Origin of the sequence: Micromonospora lupini str. Lupac 08 (assembly GCF_000297395.2) — a bacterium.
Taxonomy (GTDB): Bacteria; Actinomycetota; Actinomycetes; order Mycobacteriales; family Micromonosporaceae; genus Micromonospora; species Micromonospora lupini.
This window is the reverse complement of the sequence record NZ_HF570108.1, coordinates 6,221,929-6,238,840: the sequence shown is the minus strand read 5'-3', so window position 1 is coordinate 6,238,840 and position 16,912 is coordinate 6,221,929. Positions and strand designations below refer to the sequence as shown.

Below are 16,912 nucleotides of genomic sequence, written 5' to 3'. Positions count from 1 at the left end.
TCGCGTTACTAACCCCGGACGACTTTTCTGCGAGGGGGGTGACCGGTGCCGACCGAGACACGAAGCCTGGAACGGGACGAGCGGGACGCCCGGCAGCTGCAACGGCTGTTGGATGGTCCGGACTGGCCCGTGACAGCGGGACCGGGCGGGGTGGGTGCGGTGAGCACGGGCACACCAGCCGGAAGTGAATCTGTGGGCAGGTCCGTGCGCGTATCCTCGGCGGGAAAGCATCCGACGCGAGGGGATGTGCGGTTGACCACCGAGAAGACGGACGAGCGCAGGGCCCGGTTCGAGCGGGACGCGATGCCATTCGTCGATCAGCTCTACGCTGCTGGGCTGCGCATGACGCGCAACCCGGCGGATGCCGAGGACCTGGTCCAGGAGACCTACCTGAAGGCGTACGCGGCCTTTCACCAGTTCGAGCAGGGCACGAACCTGAAGGCCTGGCTCTACCGGATCCTGACCAACACCTACATCAACTCCTACCGCAAGCGGCAGCGCCAACCGATCCAGGCGCCCACGGAGGAGATCACCGACTGGCAGCTCGCCGAGGCCGAGTCGCACACCTCAAGCGGTCTGCGCTCGGCCGAGACCGAGGCGCTCGACCGGCTGCCGGACAGCGACGTCAAGGAGGCCCTCCAGCAGTTGCCGGAGGAGTTCCGCCTGGCGGTCTACCTGACCGACGTGGAGGGCTTCTCCTACAAGGAGGTCGCCGACATCATGGGCACGCCGATCGGCACCGTGATGTCGCGTCTGCACCGTGGCCGTCGTAATCTGCGCAAGCTGCTCGAGCAGTACGCAGGGGAGCGGGGCTTCAGCGCTGCCCGGTCCGCGAAGGGCTCGACCGCTGCCGCTGCCGGCCGGGAGGTGTGACGTGAGCTGTGGGAAGCCGCACGAGACGGACTGCCGCGAGGTGCTCGCGGAGGTCTACCTCTATCTGGATCTCGAGTGCGCCGACGAGCGGCGCTCGCTGATCCGGCACCACCTCGACGAGTGCGGGCCGTGCCTGCGCGAGTACGGCCTCGAGCAGGAGGTGCGGGCGCTGGTGGCCCGTTGCTGCGGTAACGAGACCGCACCCGATCAGCTGCGTGAGCGGCTGCGGGTCAAGCTCACCGAGTTGGTGGTCTTCGAGACCAGCGACTCCCGTGAGCTGGCCGACTGAGCGTCGGCGTACCGAAACGGTGAAACACCGGTGGCCCGGGTCGATCGTCGACCCGGGCCACCGGCGTACCCGGCCTCCGCCGGGTCCAACTGACCGGTGACGGGCCGTCGGCCCGTCGGCGCGTTCAGGAGTTGGGACGCTTGCCGTGGTTCGCGGCGCTCTTCTTACGAGCCTTCTTCTTGCGGGACTTCTTCGCCATGCTGACCTCCTCGTGTTGGGTCGGATCCGTGCTGCGCGCGGCCTCGCGCCGGTGCACCCACCGGCCGCCCGGCGTCGGGTCCGACCCGCTGATGGTAGTGCGCTCGGCACCCGGTGCCTTCCCCCGGGGCAGCCCCGGCATGCGGGCCGTACCGCTCCGCTCCCGCGCCCCACCCTCGCGTGATTGGATACGTCGGCAGGCACATCGCGAAAAAGGGAGGGCCGTGGACATGGCCGAGGAGATCCGCGCCGAGATGGTGGCGAACGTCTGGAAGGTCGTCGCGTCGGCGGGCGACACCGTGTCCGAGGGCGACACCCTGGTGATCCTCGAGTCGATGAAGATGGAGATCCCGGTGGTCGCCGAGGCCGACGGCGTGGTCCAGCAGCTCGCCGTGCACGAGGGCGACGTCGTGCAGGACGGCGACCTGATCGCGGTGATCGGTTGAGCGGCCTGCTGGTCCGGCTCGCCGACGCGACCGACTTTCCGGCGGTCGCCCGGCTGACCGTGGCCGCGTACGAGGCGGACGGGCAGCTCAAGGGCGAGCACGGGTACGGGGCGGTGCTGGCCGACGTGTCGACCCGGGCGGCCAGCGGCGAGGTGCTGGTCGCGGTGGACGAGGCGACCGGCGCGGTGCTCGGCTCGGTCACCTTCGTGCTGCCGGGCACCCCGTTCGCCGAGCTGTCCGGGCCGGGCGAGGCGGAGTTCCGCATGCTGGCTGTCGACCCGGCCGCCCAGGGGCGCGGCGTCGGCGCGGCGCTGGCCCAGGCGTGCGTCGACCGGGCGGCCGAGTTGGGCTGCACGGCGGTCGTGATCTGCGTCCGTGCGGGGATGGCCGTCTCGGCGCACCGGCTCTACGAGCGCCTCGGGTTCGTGCGGATGCCGGAGAAGGACTGGTCGCCGGTGGAGGGCGTGGCCCTGCTCGGCCTGCGGCTGGAGCTGCCCCGCACCTGATCGGCCCGTCAGCCCCGACTGTTGGCCGAGTTGGCTCGTCAGCCCCGCGCGCCGGCCGTGCTGGTCGAGGCCGAGTCCTCGTCGGGCTCCGCGCCGATCGCGGCCAGCAACTCGTCGGCCACCTCCAGGGCGAGCCGGCGGCGTTCACCGTCGCTGATGCCCGGCGCCCGCACGGCGAACCAGCTGGTGTGCACGGCGAACAGGGACAGGGTGGCGCGCAGTTGGGCGGCGGGGGAGTCGTCGCCCCGACAGAGCGCGCTGGCGAGCCGCATCATCCGGCCGCGCATCTGCTGGCCGGAGGAGAGGCTCTTGAGCACGGTCTGGTTCTGCTCGAAGAAGCGCATCACCGACGGCATGTCGCCGCCGAACATCGTGTCGGCGTAGCGGGAGATGAGCGCACGGCGGGTGGCCAGGGTCGCCGGCTGTGAGTCGGCCCAGGCGGTCAGCGCGTCCATCTGCTCCAGCCGGTCCTCGACGAAGCTGGCGACGATGTCGTCCTTGCTCTTGAAGTGGTAGTAGAGCGCCGCCTTGGTGACGTTGAGGCGTTCGGCGATCTCCCGCAGCGAGGTCTTCTCGTACCCCTGCTCGGTGAAGAGCTCCAACGCGACGGCCTTGATCCGCTCTCGGGTGCCGCCTGTGCTCTCCCTCACCCACGCCCCCCAATTCACTTGACCGCCAGTTGGTACCCAACTTACCGTGCGGCTAGTAAGGTGACTAGCCGGGCGGCAAGTAAGTAAGGCAACTCTCGGGGGGAGCTTACCCATGACTCAGGCAACACAGGCCGACGCACGACCCAACGTACGGGTCGTGCTGTTCGGGCTGATGATCGCGATGATGCTCGCGATGCTCGACAACATGATCGTCAGCACCGCGCTGCCGCGGATCGTCGGCGAGTTCGGCGGCCTCAACCACTTCACCTGGGTGGTCACCGCGTACGTCCTGGGCACCACCGTCTCCACCCCGATCTGGGGCAAGCTCGGTGACCTCTACGGCCGCAAGTCCGTCTTCCTGACCTCGGTCGGCATCTTCCTCGTCGGCTCGGCCCTCTGCGGCATGGCCGGCTCCGGGATGTTCGGCGGCCCACAGGACGGCATGGTGCAGCTCATCGCCTTCCGTGCCGTGCAGGGCCTGGGCGCCGGTGGCCTGATGGTCGGCGTGATGGCGATCATCGGCGACCTGGTTCCGCCGCGCGAGCGCGGGCGCTACCAGGGCATGATCGCCGGCATCATGGCCATCGCCATGGTGGCCGGCCCGCTGGTCGGTGGGTTCATCACCGACAACCTCTCCTGGCGCTGGGCGTTCTACGTGAACCTGCCGCTGGGTGGCATCGCGCTGCTCGTGCTGATCACCACGATGCACCTGCCGAAGTACCGCACCGAGCACCGGATCGACTGGCTCGGCGCGGCGCTGCTCTCGGTCGGCATCACCGCGATCGTGCTGATCACCACCTGGGGCGGCAACGAGTACGACTGGACCTCGCCGCAGATCCTCGGCCTGGCCGTGTTGGCGCTTGTGGCGCTTGTGGCGTTCGGCCTGGTGGAGCGCCGGGTTCCGGAGCCGATCCTGCCGTTGGCGCTGTTCGCCAACCGCAACTTCGCGCTGATCTCGCTGATCGGCTTCCTGCTCGGCTTCGCGATGTTCGGCGCGATGAACTTCCTGCCGCTCTACCAGCAGACCGTGCAGGGAGCCTCGGCCACCAACAGCGGCCTGCTGCTGCTGCCGCTGATGTTCGGCATGCTCGTCGTCTCGCTCGTCATCGGCCGGGCGATCACCAAGACCGGCAAGTACCGGGCCTACCCGATCATCGGTGGCGTGGTGATGACCGGGGGCATGGCGCTGCTGTCCATGCTCGACACCGACACCAGCAAGTTGGCGTCCTCGCTCTACATGGTCGTGCTCGGCGCCGGCATGGGCTTCCTCATGCAGACCTCCATGCTGATCGCGCAGAACAGCGTGGAGCAGAAGGACCTCGGCGCGGCCAGCGGCGCGGCCACGTTCTTCCGGTCGATCGGTGGCTCGTTCGGCATCTCGCTGTTCGGCGCGATCTTCGCCAACCGGCTCGCCGACTCGGCCGCCGGCAGGGCGTTCACCGGCGGCGGCGAGGGCGGTATGGACCTGGAGAAGCTCAAGCAGCTGCCCGCCCAGGCGCGTGAGCTGGTCCTCACCGGTCTCTCGGACGCGATCTCGCACGTGTTCCTCTGGGCCGTGCTGTTCACCATCGTGATCCCGGTGCTCGCCTGGTTCATCAAGGAGATCCCGCTGCGCACCGCCAACGAGGCGCCGGCCGCAGCGGCCACCCCGGAGGAGGAGGCCGAGATCGCCCTCGGCAAGGCCCCGGTCGCCTGATCCTCGACCCACAGCGCGCGCCGCGTCGTCCCCGAGGGGAAGGCGCGGCGCGCGTTTTCACCGGCGGCGGGTCAGGCGTTGCCAGAGGCGGCGCAGCGGGTTGCGGGGGCGGGGGAGCCGTGGGGTTCGCTCGCCGAGCATCCGGGTGGCCAGTGCCGCCGTGTCCGGGTCCAGGGCGGGGGCGGCCAGCGCGAGGTGGGCCAGCGAGACCGCGATCGGCACCGGCCGGGCCTGGGCCACGGCCGCCGCGTCGGCCAACCGCTCGGCCACCACGCGCGCCACGTCCGGTCGCACCGCCGGGTCCACCCAGGCGGCGGTGATCAGAGCGAACAGCGCCGCCTCGGTGACCCAGTCCTCCACGCCCCAGACCAGGTCCAGCAGCACCCGGCGTCGGGTCGAGTCCGTCCAGGGCTCGTCGGTGCGCTGGTGCAGCAGCCCCAGGCAGGCCCACACCTGCACCCCGCGGACCCAGATCGACGGGTCCTGAGCGGCGAGCAGTCGACCGAGCCCGCTCGCCGGCGCCGCGGGCGGGTGCACCAGTAGCCCGAGCAGGTCGTCTACGTCGAGGCCGGCCAGGCCCACCGCCGCGTCGTAGGCCGCCGGCGGGTGCGGCCACGCCGGGTGGGCCACCTGTGCGATCCGTTCGACAGCTGCCGGCGAGGGCGCGGGCAGCGCCGGCGTCGGCACGTCCTGGGCGAAGTGCCACAGCCGCTGCGCGGACGGGCGTCGGGGCTCGCGCGGGTCCGGCTCCGCCGCGCCGGCGACCTCGATCCGCAGTCCGGGGGCCACCGCCGTCGCCGTCCGCAGGGCACTCGGTGGGGCTGCCGCCGCGAGGCGTACGGCGCCGCCGATACCGATGTCGTCGTCGGCGACCGCCTGGCGGAGCGCGTCGACAAGGGGGCCGCCGGCCGGCGTCAGTTGCCCGAGCCAGGGCCGGCCCCGGCAGCACTGGGCCAGGTCGCCGTGCTCGTGGCTGTCGTCCGGGTGGTCACGGATGAAGTCGGCGAGCGCGACCAGGTGGGACAGGTCGCCGTCGCGCAGGTGCCGCAGTCGGTGGGCGGTGTGCACCGCGCAGTCGAACGACGGGTCCCGGGCCAGCGCCCGCTCGGTCCACTCCAACGCCTCGTCGAGTCGGCCGGTGTCGGCAAGGGTGCCGGCGATGTCGGCGTAGATGGCCAGGTCGTCGGGGTCCAGGTCGACGGCCCGACCGAGCGCCGCGAGGGCGTCGCGGGTCCGACCCGCGCTGCGGTACGCGTACCCGAGCCAGACCTCGCCCATCTTCGACGGCTGGCACCGTACTCCTCGGCTGGCCCAGCGGATCGCCAGCGCGACCTCGCCGAGCCGCCGGGCCAGCGCGGACGCCGCGCCCAGCAGGAGACCGTGCTCGGGGTGCACGGTGGCGGCGTTGCGGGCCAGCGTGAGGTACGGCGCGAGGGCGGCCCGGCCGGCCCGTGGCACCGGGTCGGTGAGCGCCGCGCAGACCTGCATGAGGACGCGGGCGATGTGGTCCGGTTCCAGCCGTTCGACAAGCTCGGAGGCGGTCACCCACGGCACGCCGGCCCACTCGGTGCCGGGGGCGTGGCCGGTCGCCGCGGCCAGCAGCTCCAGCCCTTCGGCCGGGCGACCGGCGGCGGCCAGCAGGTGGGCGCGGGCGACGACCGCGCCCACGAAGGTGTGGTGGTTGATCGGGAAGAGGTCGAGCCCTCCGCCGTCGGCCGCGGCGAGGCGGGCCAGCGTCTCGTGCACCTCGGGCAGGGTGGGCGCCCGCGCCAGCGCGCCGGCGAGGTGGCCGGCCGCGTGGTGGAGGTCACCCTCGTCCAGTGCCAGCCGGGCCAGGGCCAGCTCCTCCGTCGCGGAGAGCGCGGGGTCGTCCCTTCCCTCGGGCACGGTGTCCTCTCGTCGCAGCTACAGACAGCGGGGCCAGCGTAGTTGATATTGAGATGATCAAGTGATCAACTGCGCACTCCTGCTCGAACAATTGCTGCTGCCGAGTTTAGCGTGCAAGACTGAGCAGGAAACGCGCGGCAATCGCGCACGAGGGGAGTGTTCGTGACACGTGCAGGGTCCGGAATGGCCGCCGACATCGACGAGCAGCCCGCCGGCTACGCGCGCCTGCTCGACAGCGCCAACGCCGCGGCGATCGCCCACGTGGCGGCTGTCGTGGCCGAGCGTCGACCGCGACACGTGGTCTTCACCGCCCGGGGCACCTCCGACCACGCGGCGCTCTACGGGGCGTACCTGACCGAGATCCGGCTCGGCCTGCCCGCCGGGCTCGCCTCACCGAGCGTGGTCACCCTGTTCGGCGCCCGGCCCGACCTGTCCGACGCGCTCGTCGTCGGGGTCAGCCAGAGCGGCGGCTCACCCGACCTGGCCGAGGTGTTGCGCTCCGCGCGGGCCTCCGGGGCGCTCACCCTCGCGGTGACGAACGCCCCCGGCTCCCCGCTGGCCGAGACGGCCGAGTTGAGCATCGACATCGCCGCCGGGCACGAGCGGGCGGTCGCGGCGACGAAGACGTACACCGCCGAGCTGCTCGCCCTGCTCATGCTCATCGAGGGCATCCGGGCCGGTGACGGCGTGCTGCCGGCGGCCGAGCGGGAGGCGCTCGCCGCGCTGCCCGACCTCGCCACCAGAACGCTCGCCGACGACACCCCGGCTCAGCTCGCCCCGCGCTACCGCTTCGCCCGCCAACTGGTCACCACCGGCCGGGGGTACGCCTATCCGACCGCCCGCGAGGCCGCGTTGAAGCTGATGGAGACCTCGTACCTGCCGGCGCTCGCCTTCTCCGGGGCCGACCTGCTGCACGGCCCGCTCGCGATGACCGATCCGGAGGTCCCGGTGCTCGCCGTGGTCGGCTCCGGTCCGGGTGGCCGGTCCATGGGCGAGGTGCTGCCCCGTCTCGGCGAGCGCCGCGCCGACGTGGTGGTCGTCGGCTCCGCCGACGTGCCGGGCGCCACCCGGCTCGCCGTCCCCGAGGTCGACGAGCGGTACGCGCCGCTGCTGGACATCCTGCCGTTGCAGCGCCTCGCGCTGGCGTTGGCACTGACCCGCGGCGAGGACCCGGACGCGCCGCGCGGCCTGAAGAAGGTCACCGCGACGATGTGAGGCACGGCGCGGCGTGGCACCCTGGTCACCGTGTCCACGCTGCGCGACCTCGCCGAGGAGCACACCCATCTCCGTCCGGCCGACATCGACCACCTGCACCGGATCGCCGGCGACTGGCAGCTGCTCTCCGATCTGTCCTTCGCCGACCTGCTGCTCTGGGTGCCTGTCGACGCCGAGGGCACGTTCCTCTGTGTCGCCCAGGTCCGCCCGACGACCGCGCCCACCGCGTACCAGGACGATCAGGTGGGCCGGATCATCGGCGGCTCGGAGGTGGCCCACCTGGGGGTCGCCTACTCCCAGGGGCGGATCTGGCGGGAGGGCGACCCGGTCTGGTACGGCGACGTGCCGGCCCGACACGAGGCGATCCCGGTCCGGCTGCGCACCGCCGACGGCGAGGCCGGCGAGGTGATCGCCGTGGTCGGTCGGGACACCAACCTCTCCACCGCGCGTACGCCCAGCCAGCTGGAACTCAACTATCTGACCACCGCCGACGACCTCGCCCAGATGATCGCGGACGGCACCTTCCCGCCGCCCCGGCACCCGGGCGAGACCACCTCCGCCCCCCGCGTCGGTGACGGCCTGGTCCGACTGGACGCCGGTGGCAAGGTCACCTACGCGAGCCCGAACGCGCAGTCCGCGTACCGGCGGTTGGGCTACGCCTCCCACCTGGTGGGGGAGGACCTGGCCGCGCTGCACCGCCGGCTGGCGGGCGATCCGCTGGACGGCACCGAGGCGGCGAACGGCATCCTGGCGGCGTTGCGCGGCGAGGCGCCGCCCCGGCGGGAGATCGACGCACGCGGGGCCACGATGCTCACCCGGGCGCTGCCGCTGATGCCGGCAGGCGTGCCGATCGGCGCGCTGGTGCTGGTGCGCGACATCACCGAGGTTCGTCGCCGGGACCGGGCACTGATCACCAAGGACGCCACCATCCGGGAGATCCACCACCGGGTGAAGAACAACCTCCAGACGGTGGCCGCGCTGCTGCGGTTGCAGGCCCGCCGGGTGGCCATGCCGGAGGCGCGGGTCGCCCTGGAGGAGTCGGTCCGCCGGGTCGCCTCGATCGCTCTCGTGCACGAGACGCTGTCGATGTCCAGCGACGAGGCGGTGGAGTTCGACGGCATCGTCGACCGGGTGGCCAGCGCGGCGACGGAGGTCGCGGCGACCGAGGTGAGCGTCGGCATGCGCCGTCGGGGCAGCTTCGGCGTGCTGCCGGCGGAGATCGCCACGTCGCTGGTCATGGTCCTCAACGAACTGCTGCTCAACGCCGTCGAACACGGCTTCCCGCCGGCCGACGAGACGGACGACACGCCCGCGCCCCCCACCACGGGCGTGGTGCCGGCCGCCGTTGCCGAGGTCGACCCGTCGGCGCGACCGGAGGTGGTGGTGTCGGCGCACCGGTTCCGCAAGATGCTGCACGTCTCGGTGACCGACAACGGGCGCGGGCTGCCGCCCGAGTTCGACGCCGAACGCGGCAGCCGGCTCGGCCTCCAGATCGTGCGGGCCCTGGTCACCGGCGAGCTGCGCGGCACCATCGAACTGCGCGCGGGCGCCAAGGGCGGCACCGAGGCGCTGCTCGTCGTCCCGCTGGCCCGCAACGCACCGGACGGCCGCTCACAAGGCTGACGGGCCCTTGTCGACCTCTCCCGGCCACCCGCCGTCTGGCCGCCGACGGCCCGCGCCCTGCGCTGGGCCGGGCGGCGGGATCACCCTCGTGCCGGGCGTTACCGGGTGGTTGGGCGGGTCGGGTCAGCGTCCGGGACTGCTGGTCAGCAGGGCGACGGTCAGGCCGGGGCGCTGCCAGACCTGGGCGACGGTGAAGTCCGCGCGCAGCGCATCGCCCTTGGCGCCCGGCACGGCGGCAAGCGGCTCGGCGTGCCGGCCGGCGACGACCAGCCACACCCGTGACGTGCCGGCCAGGCACTGTGCCGGTTGCGGGCACTCGGCGGCCCACAGGTCGCCCCGGCGGACCTCGTCCTCGGTGACCAGGACGTCCCGGGGAGGGTCGCCGAGGTGGTACTCGATGCCGAGGTCGAGGAAGAGCCAACTGTGCCGCGGCGAGTAGACCACCGCGTCGCCCGGCCGCTGACCCGCGCCGATCACGTCAGCGGCGCCCGCGTAGTCCACCGGAGCATTGCGCGGCCACTCGTGCGTCCGCCGCAGCGCGGCCTGGTCGGGCAGGCCGAGCAGCCCGGTCAGGATCAGCACGACGAGCGCAGCCGGCGCCGCGACCGCGGCCAGCGCCGCGCCCGCCAGCAGACACGCGAAGGGCACCACGAAGACCAGGTACCGAGGAACCCACAGGGGTACGACAGTGCCGGCGGCGAAGAGCAGCAGCACCGGTAGCAGCATCGCGCTCACCGGCAGCAGGGCGCGTCGCCCGAGCCGGGCAGCGCCCAGCGCGGCGACCCCGACCAGCAGACCGCCCACCACGCTGCTCTGGGCCACGCCGCCGGGCAGCGCGCTCAGGTCGTCCAGCCGGGCGAGACCGACCCAGTTGAGCTGCCGGGACTGCTGGGCGCGAGCCTTCAGCAGCAACGGACCGGCCAGCAGCACCACCGGAACCACGGCGACCACCCACCGCCACACCCGCCGGTCCCGCCCGGCGGCGGGGTCCCGGCGGGCGGTGGGCTGCTCCCGATTGCCGGCGGAACGGTCCCGGCTGGCGGGAGGGGCCCGGTTGGCAATGGGGTGGGCCCGGGTGGCGACGCCGGCCGCGGCGGGGCCGCGCCACCAGGTGACCAGCACGACAAGCGCGTGGGCGGCCAGCAGGGTGAGCGCGATCAGGTGCGTGAGCCCGAGCGCGACGACGGCGACCGCGTACCCGGCCCAACGGGCCCACCCCGGTCGGCGCAGCGCCGTCACCAGCAGCAGGGTGGCGAGCACCGCGAGCGCGGTGGCCAGGGCGTACGGGCGGGCCTCCTGCCCGTAGCGGGAGGTGCTCGGCAGCACCGCGAACAGCAGGCCGGCGAAGAGGCCGGCACGTCGGTCCACGAGCTGCGACCCGAGCACGGCGAGCAGTCCCGCGGCGACTGTCATCGCCAGTGCGGCCGGCGCGCGGAGCGCGATCGTCGAGTCGCCGAAGACTGAGACCCAGATGTGCATCAGCAGGTAGTACGGACCGGTGGCGGCGTCGATGGTGCCGGCCAGCCGGGCCAGGTCGGCCGGCGACCGGGTGGCAGCGCTCCAGGTCGCCAGCTCGTCGCGCCAGAGTTGGGCGGAGCCCAGTCCGGTCAGGGTCACTGCCAGGGTCAGCAGCGCCGGGGCGAGCCAGACCGGTAGGCGGCGCAGGTGCTCCCACGCCGCCCCGGTCGACTCGGACAATCCGCCCACGGTCCGAGCCTGCCACGGCCGTGCCGTTCGTGGTGTCAGCCGGCGGTAGGCGGTGGACGCCAGGCCGGCATGACGTCGTTCGGTCGGGCGGTCTTCGCCGGATCCCGCTCGACCAGGTCACCGAGCACGGCGTCGATCCGTGCCAGCAGCTCGTCGTCGAGTCGTACCGTGGTGGCACCGGCCGTCTCGGCGAGCTGCTCGGGTCGGGACGCACCGACGATCGCCCCGGCCACTGTCGGTCGGTGCAGCACCCACGCCACCGCCAACTGGGCCATCGTGCAGCCGGCGGCCTCGGCGATCGACCGGAGCTGGCGTACCCGGGAGAGCAGCAGATCCGACGAGTAGCGGGCGATGAACGACCCGCCGAAGCTGTCGGTGGCCCGGGAGCCGGCGGGCGGGCGACGGCCGGGCTGGTAGCGCCCGGTCAGGACGCCCATCGCGAGCGGTGCCCAGGCGAGCTGACCGAGGCCCAGCTCGGCGCAGGCGGGGGCCACCTCGGCCTCCACGACCCGCCACAGCATCGAGTACTGCGGCTGGTTGGCGATGAACGGGACGTGCAGCTCGGCGGCGAGCCGCCGACCCTCCCGCAACTGCGCCGCGGTCCACTCGGAGACGCCGACGTAGAGCACCTTGCCTTGGCGGACCAGGTCGGCGAAGGCGAGCATCGTCTCCTCCAACGGCACGCTGTCGTCGTACCGGTGCGCCTGGTAGAGGTCGACGTAGTCGGTGCCCAGCCTGCTCAGCGAGGCGTGGCAGCCCTCGAGGATGTGCTTGCGGGACAGCCCGGCGTCGTTGGCGCCCGGCCCGACCGGCAGGTACACCTTCGTGCACAGCTCGATCGAGCTGCGCCGGACGCCGCGCAGCGCCTTGCCGAGCGCCTCCTCGGCCCGCCCCTGCGCGTACCGGTCGGCGGTGTCGAACGTGGTGATGCCCGCGTCCAGGGCGGCGGCCACGCACGCCGCTGCCGCGTCGTCGTCGAGCTGGTTGCCGTGGGTGACCCAGTTGCCGTACGCGACCGCGCTCACGCGCAGGCCCGACCGGCCCAGTTGCCTGTACTCCATGTGCGGATCCTCGGGGTGCTCCGGCGCTGTCGCCGAACCGTTCGAACGTGGTCGAATCCGTCGGTGATCGAGGTTCGGTTCTCACCCGACGACCTGAGTCGGGTCCGGTTCGTGCACTCGCCGCTTGCGGAGTTGGTGGCGAGCTCCTGGGCGCTGCGCAAGCCGGCGAAGTACTGGATGCACCGTCCGTGGCGGGAACGTGCCGAACGGCTGCTGCCGGGCGCCGGCCTGGAGCCGCTGTTGGCGGTGCTCCGGTCGTCGAACGGCTACGTGCCGGACTTCCTCACTCCGATCGGCGTGGCACCGAACCTGGCGGCCGAGTTGCGGGCGGTCGCCGGCACCGACCCGGCCCGGGTGCGGCGGCAACTGGACCGGGCCGGCGCACCCCGGCTCGCCCCGGACGAGCTGGTCGCGCAGCTGCGCCGGTACTTCACCCTGCTGATCGCACCGGACTGGCCCCGGCTGCGGGCGCTCGCGCTGGCCGACATCCGGCGGCGGACCCTGCTCGCCGCCGAGCAGGGTGGGCGGACCCTGCTCCGCGAGCTGCACCCGTTGATCCGCTGGGACGGTGCGGCGCTGCGGGTCGCCGTCGGCACGACTCGGCCGCCCGGTCCGGACGGACGCCCGTGGACGCTGCTGCCCACCGCGTTCTCCGGACCGACGGTGCACGCGATCATGGAAGGGGACGCCGGGCCGGCCCTCTGCTATCCGCCGGTGGGGCTGGGCGGGCTGTGGGACTCGCCGCCGCCCAGCGCGGCGCTGGGCGCCCTGCTCGGCGGTACGCGGGCGGCGGTGCTCTCCCTGCTCGACTCGCCGCTGAGCACCGGCGAGCTGGCCGCGATGCTGGGCCTCGCGCCGGCGACGGCGTCGCACCACCTCACGACGCTGCGGGACAACGGCCTGGTCGTCGGCGTACGGCAGGGGAGAGTGGTGCGCTATGCCCGAACTGTCCTCGGTGACCAGCTCGTCGACTGACCCTGGGCCCGTGATGTGGGATCCAGCACGTGTACATTGGCCGGCCCCCATGCGATGTGGCAGCATGGCCCGTATGACCGCCGCAGTCGTCCGCCGCTTCGTGGCTCGTCGCCACGTCGATTACGGCCGCGTGCGCAGCGCGATCTGTCCGGCCTACTGACGACGCCCGACCAATTCGTCTCGGGCGCGCTCCGCGCCGGCTGTCTGAAGACACCGTTGTCCCGCCCGCTTCGCGGGCCGGCCGCCGCGCCCCGCGTAGCCCGAGGCACAGCAGACAACGGAGGACGCCGCGATGGCGGTCAGCAGCATCCCGGCCCGTTCCGAGGACCCGACGGCCCGCCCGGCCCGGGCGCCACGCCGGCCCCGGGGTGAGGGTCAGTGGGCGCTCGGCCACCGCGAGCCCCTCAACCCCAACGAGCGGATCAAGAAGGACGACGACCCGCTCAACGTCCGGGCCCGCATCGAGAACATCTACGCGCACCGCGGCTTCGCCTCCATCGACCCGCAGGATCTGCGCGGCCGTTTCCGCTGGTGGGGCCTCTACACCCAGCGCAAGGCGGGCATCGACGGCGGGCGCACCGCGGTGCTGGAGCCGCACGAGCTGGAGGACGAGTTCTTCATGCTCCGGGTCCGCATCGACGGCGGCCAGCTCAGCCTGGCCCAGCTGCGGGTGATCGCGGACATCTCCCGCGAGTTCGCCCGGGACACCGCCGACATCACCGACCGGCAGAACATCCAGTACCACTGGATCCGCGTCGAGGACATGCCGGAGATCTGGCGGCGGCTGGAGTCGGTCGGCCTGCAGACCACCGAGGCGTGCGGCGACTGCCCCCGGATCGTGCTGGGCAGCCCGGTCGCCGGGGTGGCCCGCGACGAGCTGGTCGACCCGACCCCGGCGATCGACGAGATCGTCGCCCGGTACGTCGGTGACAAGCAGTTCTCCAACCTGCCCCGCAAGTTCAAGACGTCCATCTCCTGGCTGGTCGACACCCCGTACGAGTCGAACGACATCGCTCTGCTCGGTGTCGACCACCCCGAGCACGGCCCCGGCTTCGACCTCTGGGTCGGTGGCGGGCTCTCCACCAACCCGATGCTCGCCCAGCGGCTCGGGGCCTGGGTGCCGCTGGCCGAGATCCCCGACGTGTGGGCCGGCGTGGTCGGGATCTTCCGCGACTACGGCTACCGGCGGCTGCGCAACCGGGCCCGGCTGAAGTTCCTGGTGGCCGACTGGGGCGTGGAGCGGTTCCGGGAGGTCCTGGAGAAGGAGTACCTGGGCCGTACGCTGCTCGACGGCCCCGCGCCGGTCCTGCCGTCCAAGCCTGTCGACCACGTGGGCGTGCACGAGCAGGCCGACGGACGGCACTACGTGGGCGCCGCCCCGGTGGTCGGGCGGGTCTCCGGTGGGCAGCTCGCCCAACTGGCCGACGTGGTCGAGGCGCACGGCAGCGACCGGGTGCGGCTGACCCCGTACCAGAAGCTGCTGGTGCTCGACGTGCCGTCGGAGCGGACGGAGTCGCTTGTCGACGCGCTGCGCGGGATCGGGCTGGAGGCCCGACCGTCGGCCTGGCGACGCGGCACGATGGCGTGCACCGGCATCGAGTACTGCAAGCTGGCCATCGTCGAGACGAAGGCCCGCGGCGAGGAGCTGGTGGCCCGGCTGGAGCAGCGGCTGCGCGACTTCGACGCGGACATCTCGATCCACATCAACGGCTGTCCGAACGCCTGCGCCCGCACCCAGGTCGCCGACATCGGCCTCAAGGGTCAGCTGGTGGTCGGCCCGGACGGCCGCCAGGTGGAGGGCTTCCAGGTGCACCTCGGCGGGGGCCTGGGCATGGCCCAGGGCCAGACCGCCGGTTTCGGCCGCAAGCTGCGCGGCCTGAAGACCACCGCCGAAGAGCTTCCGGAGTACGTGGAACGGCTGGCCCGTCGTTACCTGGCCGGGCGGAGCGAGGGCGAGACGTTCGCCAACTGGGTGATCAGAGTCGACGAGGAGGAACTGCGGTGAGCAGCGAGAACCGAGCGGCACCCCTGTACTGCCCGTACTGCGGCGAGGAGGACCTGCGGCCGCACGAGGCGGGGCACGGCGCCTGGGAGTGCCACGCCTGCGCACGGGTCTTCTCGGTGAAGTTCACCGGGCTGCTCTCCCGGGCGGTGACCCGATGAGCCTCGTCTCCGCCGCGAGCCTGCGCCTGGTCGGCCCGGGCGCGCAGACGTCGACCGACGCGGCCGGACGCAGCCCGGACGAGCTGCGGACGCTTGCCGAGCAGGCTGCTCAGGACCTGGAGGGCGCCCCCGCACTGGAGATCGCCCGCTGGGCGGCGCAGACCTTCGGTGACCGCTTCTGCGTGACCAGCTCGATGGCCGACGCCGTCCTGGCTCACCTGGTGTCCCGGGTGGCCCCGGGCGTGGACGTGGTCTTCCTCGACACCGGTCTGCACTTCCCCGAGACGCTGCGGGTCCGCGACGAGGTGGCCCGGACGCTGCCGGTGAACGTCCGGTCCATCCGGCCCCGGCTCACCGTCGGCCAGCAGGACGGCCAGTACGGCCCGCGACTGTTCAACAAGTCGCCGGACGACTGCTGCCAGCTGCGCAAGGTGGAGCCGCTGGAGCGGGCGCTGTCCGGATACGACGCGTGGGCCGCCGGCCTGCGCCGGGACGAGTCGCCGACCCGTGCCAACACGCCGGTGGTGACGTTCGACGCGCGGCGCGGCAAGGTCAAGGTCAACCCGATCGCGGCCTGGTCGCAGCAGGATGTGGACGCCTACATCGCCCGCTGGAACGTCCCGGTCAACGAGCTGTTCAAGCAGGGCTACGGCTCGATCGGCTGCTGGCCGTGCACCCGACGGACGAAGGCCGGCGAGGACCCGCGGGCCGGCCGGTGGGCCATGTTCGAGAAGACCGAGTGCGGGCTGCACGTCTGACCCCGTCGTCGACGACCCCGACCGGCCCTGACGCGGCCGGCGGGGCGGCCCCGGTGGTGCTTGTCGCCCACGGCAGCCGGGATCCGCGAGCGGCCGAGGCCACCCGGGCGCTGGCCCGGGCGGTGTCGGCCGTCCGGCCCGGCCTGTCCGTGTGGGCGAGTTGGCTGGACCACACCGAGCCGGGCCCGACCGACGTGCTGCGCATGCTGGCCGAGGCCGGGCATCCGCGTGCGGTGGTCGTGCCACTGCTGCTGACAGCCGCGTACCACCGTCGGGTGGACATTCCGGCGGCCGTCGCCGCCGCGACGGAGGCCGGCCCCCCACTGGCGGTACGGGTGACCGACGTGCTCGGCCCGGCGGACGGAACGGTGGCGCCGGCGCTGCTGGCGGGGCTGCGCCGTCGGCTCGGCGAGGTCGACCCGGGGCGCTTCGACGCGCTGGTGCTGGCCGCCGCGGGTACCAGGGACGCGCGGGCGCGCGGTTCGGTGGGCCGGGTGGCGGACGCGCTCGGCGCGGAGTTCGGGGTGCCCTGCCGGGTGTCGTACGCCTCGGCGGCCCCACCGGCGACAGGTGTGGCGGTGGCCCGGCTGCGGGCGGCCGGCGCACGGCGGGTGGCGGTGTCCGCGTACTTCCTCGCGCCCGGTCTGTTCCACGACGCGGTGGCCGACTCGGCTCGGGCGGCCGGTGCGGTGGCGGTGGCGGCCCCGCTGACTGATGCGCCCGAGCTGGCCGAGCTGGTGCTACGCCGGGTCGACGACCGGGGTGCGCTGGCACCGACGGGCTGACGGCGCGGACGCTGGTGGGTCGGGACAGCAGTACGCCCCGGCAGGCGGACCCGCCGGGGCGTGCAGCTGTGTCGTTGGGG

Annotated in this window: 17 protein-coding genes; 12 read left to right on the top strand and 5 right to left on the bottom strand. The window is 73.0% G+C overall.

The window, feature by feature from the left end; all coding sequences use genetic code 11:
- Nucleotides 1–45: 45 nt before the first annotated feature.
- A complete protein-coding gene (locus MILUP08_RS29540; protein ID WP_039906834.1) occupies nt 46–873 on the top strand; it encodes a sigma-70 family RNA polymerase sigma factor in 828 nt (275 codons plus the stop codon).
- A 1-nt stretch (nt 874) separates the two neighbouring features.
- Nucleotides 875–1,162, top strand: coding sequence for a mycothiol system anti-sigma-R factor (gene rsrA, locus MILUP08_RS29535; protein ID WP_007464731.1), 288 nt, complete (start codon nt 875–877; stop codon nt 1,160–1,162).
- Between the two features lie 124 nt (nt 1,163–1,286).
- Here the strand turns inward: rsrA and MILUP08_RS37485 are convergent, their stop codons facing one another.
- A complete protein-coding gene (locus tag MILUP08_RS37485) occupies nt 1,287–1,361 on the bottom strand; it encodes a 50S ribosomal protein bL37 (protein WP_369814844.1) in 75 nt (24 codons plus the stop codon).
- Nucleotides 1,362–1,584: 223 nt separating this feature from the next.
- On the opposite strand from MILUP08_RS37485, the gene MILUP08_RS29525 reads away from it, so the two are divergent.
- Together MILUP08_RS29525 and MILUP08_RS29520 are read left to right on the top strand one after the other, a co-directional pair.
- The gene (locus tag MILUP08_RS29525; protein WP_007464729.1) at nt 1,585–1,806 is read left to right on the top strand and encodes a biotin/lipoyl-binding carrier protein; all 222 of its coding nucleotides are present in this window, start codon (nt 1,585–1,587) and stop codon (nt 1,804–1,806) included.
- On the top strand, nt 1,803–2,312 hold the full coding sequence (locus MILUP08_RS29520; RefSeq protein WP_007464727.1) for a GNAT family N-acetyltransferase: 510 nt from the start codon (nt 1,803–1,805) through the stop codon (nt 2,310–2,312). Before MILUP08_RS29525 ends, MILUP08_RS29520 begins: the two co-directional genes overlap by 4 nt.
- A 38-nt stretch (nt 2,313–2,350) precedes the next feature.
- Here MILUP08_RS29520 and MILUP08_RS29515 read toward each other — a convergent pair whose 3' ends face one another.
- The gene (locus tag MILUP08_RS29515; RefSeq protein ID WP_007464725.1) at nt 2,351–2,962 is read right to left on the bottom strand and encodes a TetR/AcrR family transcriptional regulator; all 612 of its coding nucleotides are present in this window, start codon (nt 2,960–2,962) and stop codon (nt 2,351–2,353) included.
- Between the two features lie 112 nt (nt 2,963–3,074).
- On the opposite strand from MILUP08_RS29515, the gene MILUP08_RS29510 reads away from it, so the two are divergent.
- Nucleotides 3,075–4,658 carry an MDR family MFS transporter gene (locus MILUP08_RS29510; protein ID WP_007464723.1) on the top strand — a complete coding sequence of 528 codons (1,584 nt, stop codon included), beginning with the start codon at nt 3,075–3,077 and terminating at the stop codon, nt 4,656–4,658.
- Nucleotides 4,659–4,715: 57 nt separating this feature from the next.
- Here the strand turns inward: MILUP08_RS29510 and MILUP08_RS29505 are convergent, their stop codons facing one another.
- Nucleotides 4,716–6,545 carry a tetratricopeptide repeat protein gene (locus MILUP08_RS29505; RefSeq protein ID WP_007464720.1) on the bottom strand — a complete coding sequence of 610 codons (1,830 nt, stop codon included), beginning with the start codon at nt 6,543–6,545 and terminating at the stop codon, nt 4,716–4,718.
- A 183-nt stretch (nt 6,546–6,728) separates the two neighbouring features.
- Here MILUP08_RS29505 and MILUP08_RS29500 point away from each other — a divergent pair, with 183 nt between their 5' ends.
- Nucleotides 6,729–7,760, top strand: coding sequence for an SIS domain-containing protein (locus tag MILUP08_RS29500; RefSeq protein WP_007464718.1), 1,032 nt, complete (start codon nt 6,729–6,731; stop codon nt 7,758–7,760).
- A gap of 30 nt (nt 7,761–7,790) precedes the next feature.
- Entirely contained in the window at nt 7,791–9,383 is a 1,593-nt protein-coding gene (locus tag MILUP08_RS29495; RefSeq protein ID WP_007464716.1) for a PAS domain-containing sensor histidine kinase, read from the top strand.
- Nucleotides 9,384–9,506: 123 nt separating this feature from the next.
- Here the strand turns inward: MILUP08_RS29495 and MILUP08_RS29490 are convergent, their stop codons facing one another.
- Together MILUP08_RS29490 and MILUP08_RS29485 are read right to left on the bottom strand one after the other, a co-directional pair.
- A complete protein-coding gene (locus MILUP08_RS29490; protein ID WP_007464713.1) occupies nt 9,507–11,090 on the bottom strand; it encodes a glycosyltransferase family 39 protein in 1,584 nt (527 codons plus the stop codon).
- Between the two features lie 35 nt (nt 11,091–11,125).
- The gene (locus MILUP08_RS29485) at nt 11,126–12,151 is read right to left on the bottom strand and encodes an aldo/keto reductase family protein (RefSeq protein ID WP_007464711.1); all 1,026 of its coding nucleotides are present in this window, start codon (nt 12,149–12,151) and stop codon (nt 11,126–11,128) included.
- A 63-nt stretch (nt 12,152–12,214) separates the two neighbouring features.
- Here MILUP08_RS29485 and MILUP08_RS29480 point away from each other — a divergent pair, with 63 nt between their 5' ends.
- From MILUP08_RS29480 to MILUP08_RS29465, 5 genes are all read left to right on the top strand, one after another.
- A complete protein-coding gene (locus tag MILUP08_RS29480) occupies nt 12,215–13,126 on the top strand; it encodes an ArsR/SmtB family transcription factor (protein WP_007464709.1) in 912 nt (303 codons plus the stop codon).
- A gap of 292 nt (nt 13,127–13,418) precedes the next feature.
- Nucleotides 13,419–15,131, top strand: coding sequence for a nitrite/sulfite reductase (locus MILUP08_RS29475; protein WP_007464707.1), 1,713 nt, complete (start codon nt 13,419–13,421; stop codon nt 15,129–15,131).
- Nucleotides 15,128–15,289: a hypothetical protein gene (locus MILUP08_RS36165; RefSeq protein WP_167517323.1), complete on the top strand. Its 162-nt coding sequence runs from the start codon at nt 15,128–15,130 to the stop codon at nt 15,287–15,289. Before MILUP08_RS29475 ends, MILUP08_RS36165 begins: the two co-directional genes overlap by 4 nt.
- Nucleotides 15,286–16,047: a phosphoadenylyl-sulfate reductase gene (locus MILUP08_RS29470; protein ID WP_007464706.1), complete on the top strand. Its 762-nt coding sequence runs from the start codon at nt 15,286–15,288 to the stop codon at nt 16,045–16,047. Before MILUP08_RS36165 ends, MILUP08_RS29470 begins: the two co-directional genes overlap by 4 nt.
- Entirely contained in the window at nt 16,044–16,832 is a 789-nt protein-coding gene (locus MILUP08_RS29465; protein ID WP_051066083.1) for a sirohydrochlorin chelatase, read from the top strand. Before MILUP08_RS29470 ends, MILUP08_RS29465 begins: the two co-directional genes overlap by 4 nt.
- Nucleotides 16,833–16,912 lie beyond the last annotated feature (80 nt).

Bases quoted from the DNA above. Each gene is read 5' to 3' on its own strand.
- MILUP08_RS29485 (WP_007464711.1), bottom strand. From the start codon at position 12,151: ATGGAGTACAGGCAACTGGGCCGGTCGGGCCTGCGCGTGAGCGCGGTC.
- MILUP08_RS29470 (WP_007464706.1), top strand. From the start codon at position 15,286: ATGAGCCTCGTCTCCGCCGCGAGCCTGCGCCTGGTCGGCCCGGGCGCG.
- MILUP08_RS29510 (WP_007464723.1), top strand. From the start codon at position 3,075: ATGACTCAGGCAACACAGGCCGACGCACGACCCAACGTACGGGTCGTG.
- MILUP08_RS29500 (WP_007464718.1), top strand. From the start codon at position 6,729: ATGGCCGCCGACATCGACGAGCAGCCCGCCGGCTACGCGCGCCTGCTC.
- MILUP08_RS29475 (WP_007464707.1), top strand. From the start codon at position 13,419: ATGGCGGTCAGCAGCATCCCGGCCCGTTCCGAGGACCCGACGGCCCGC.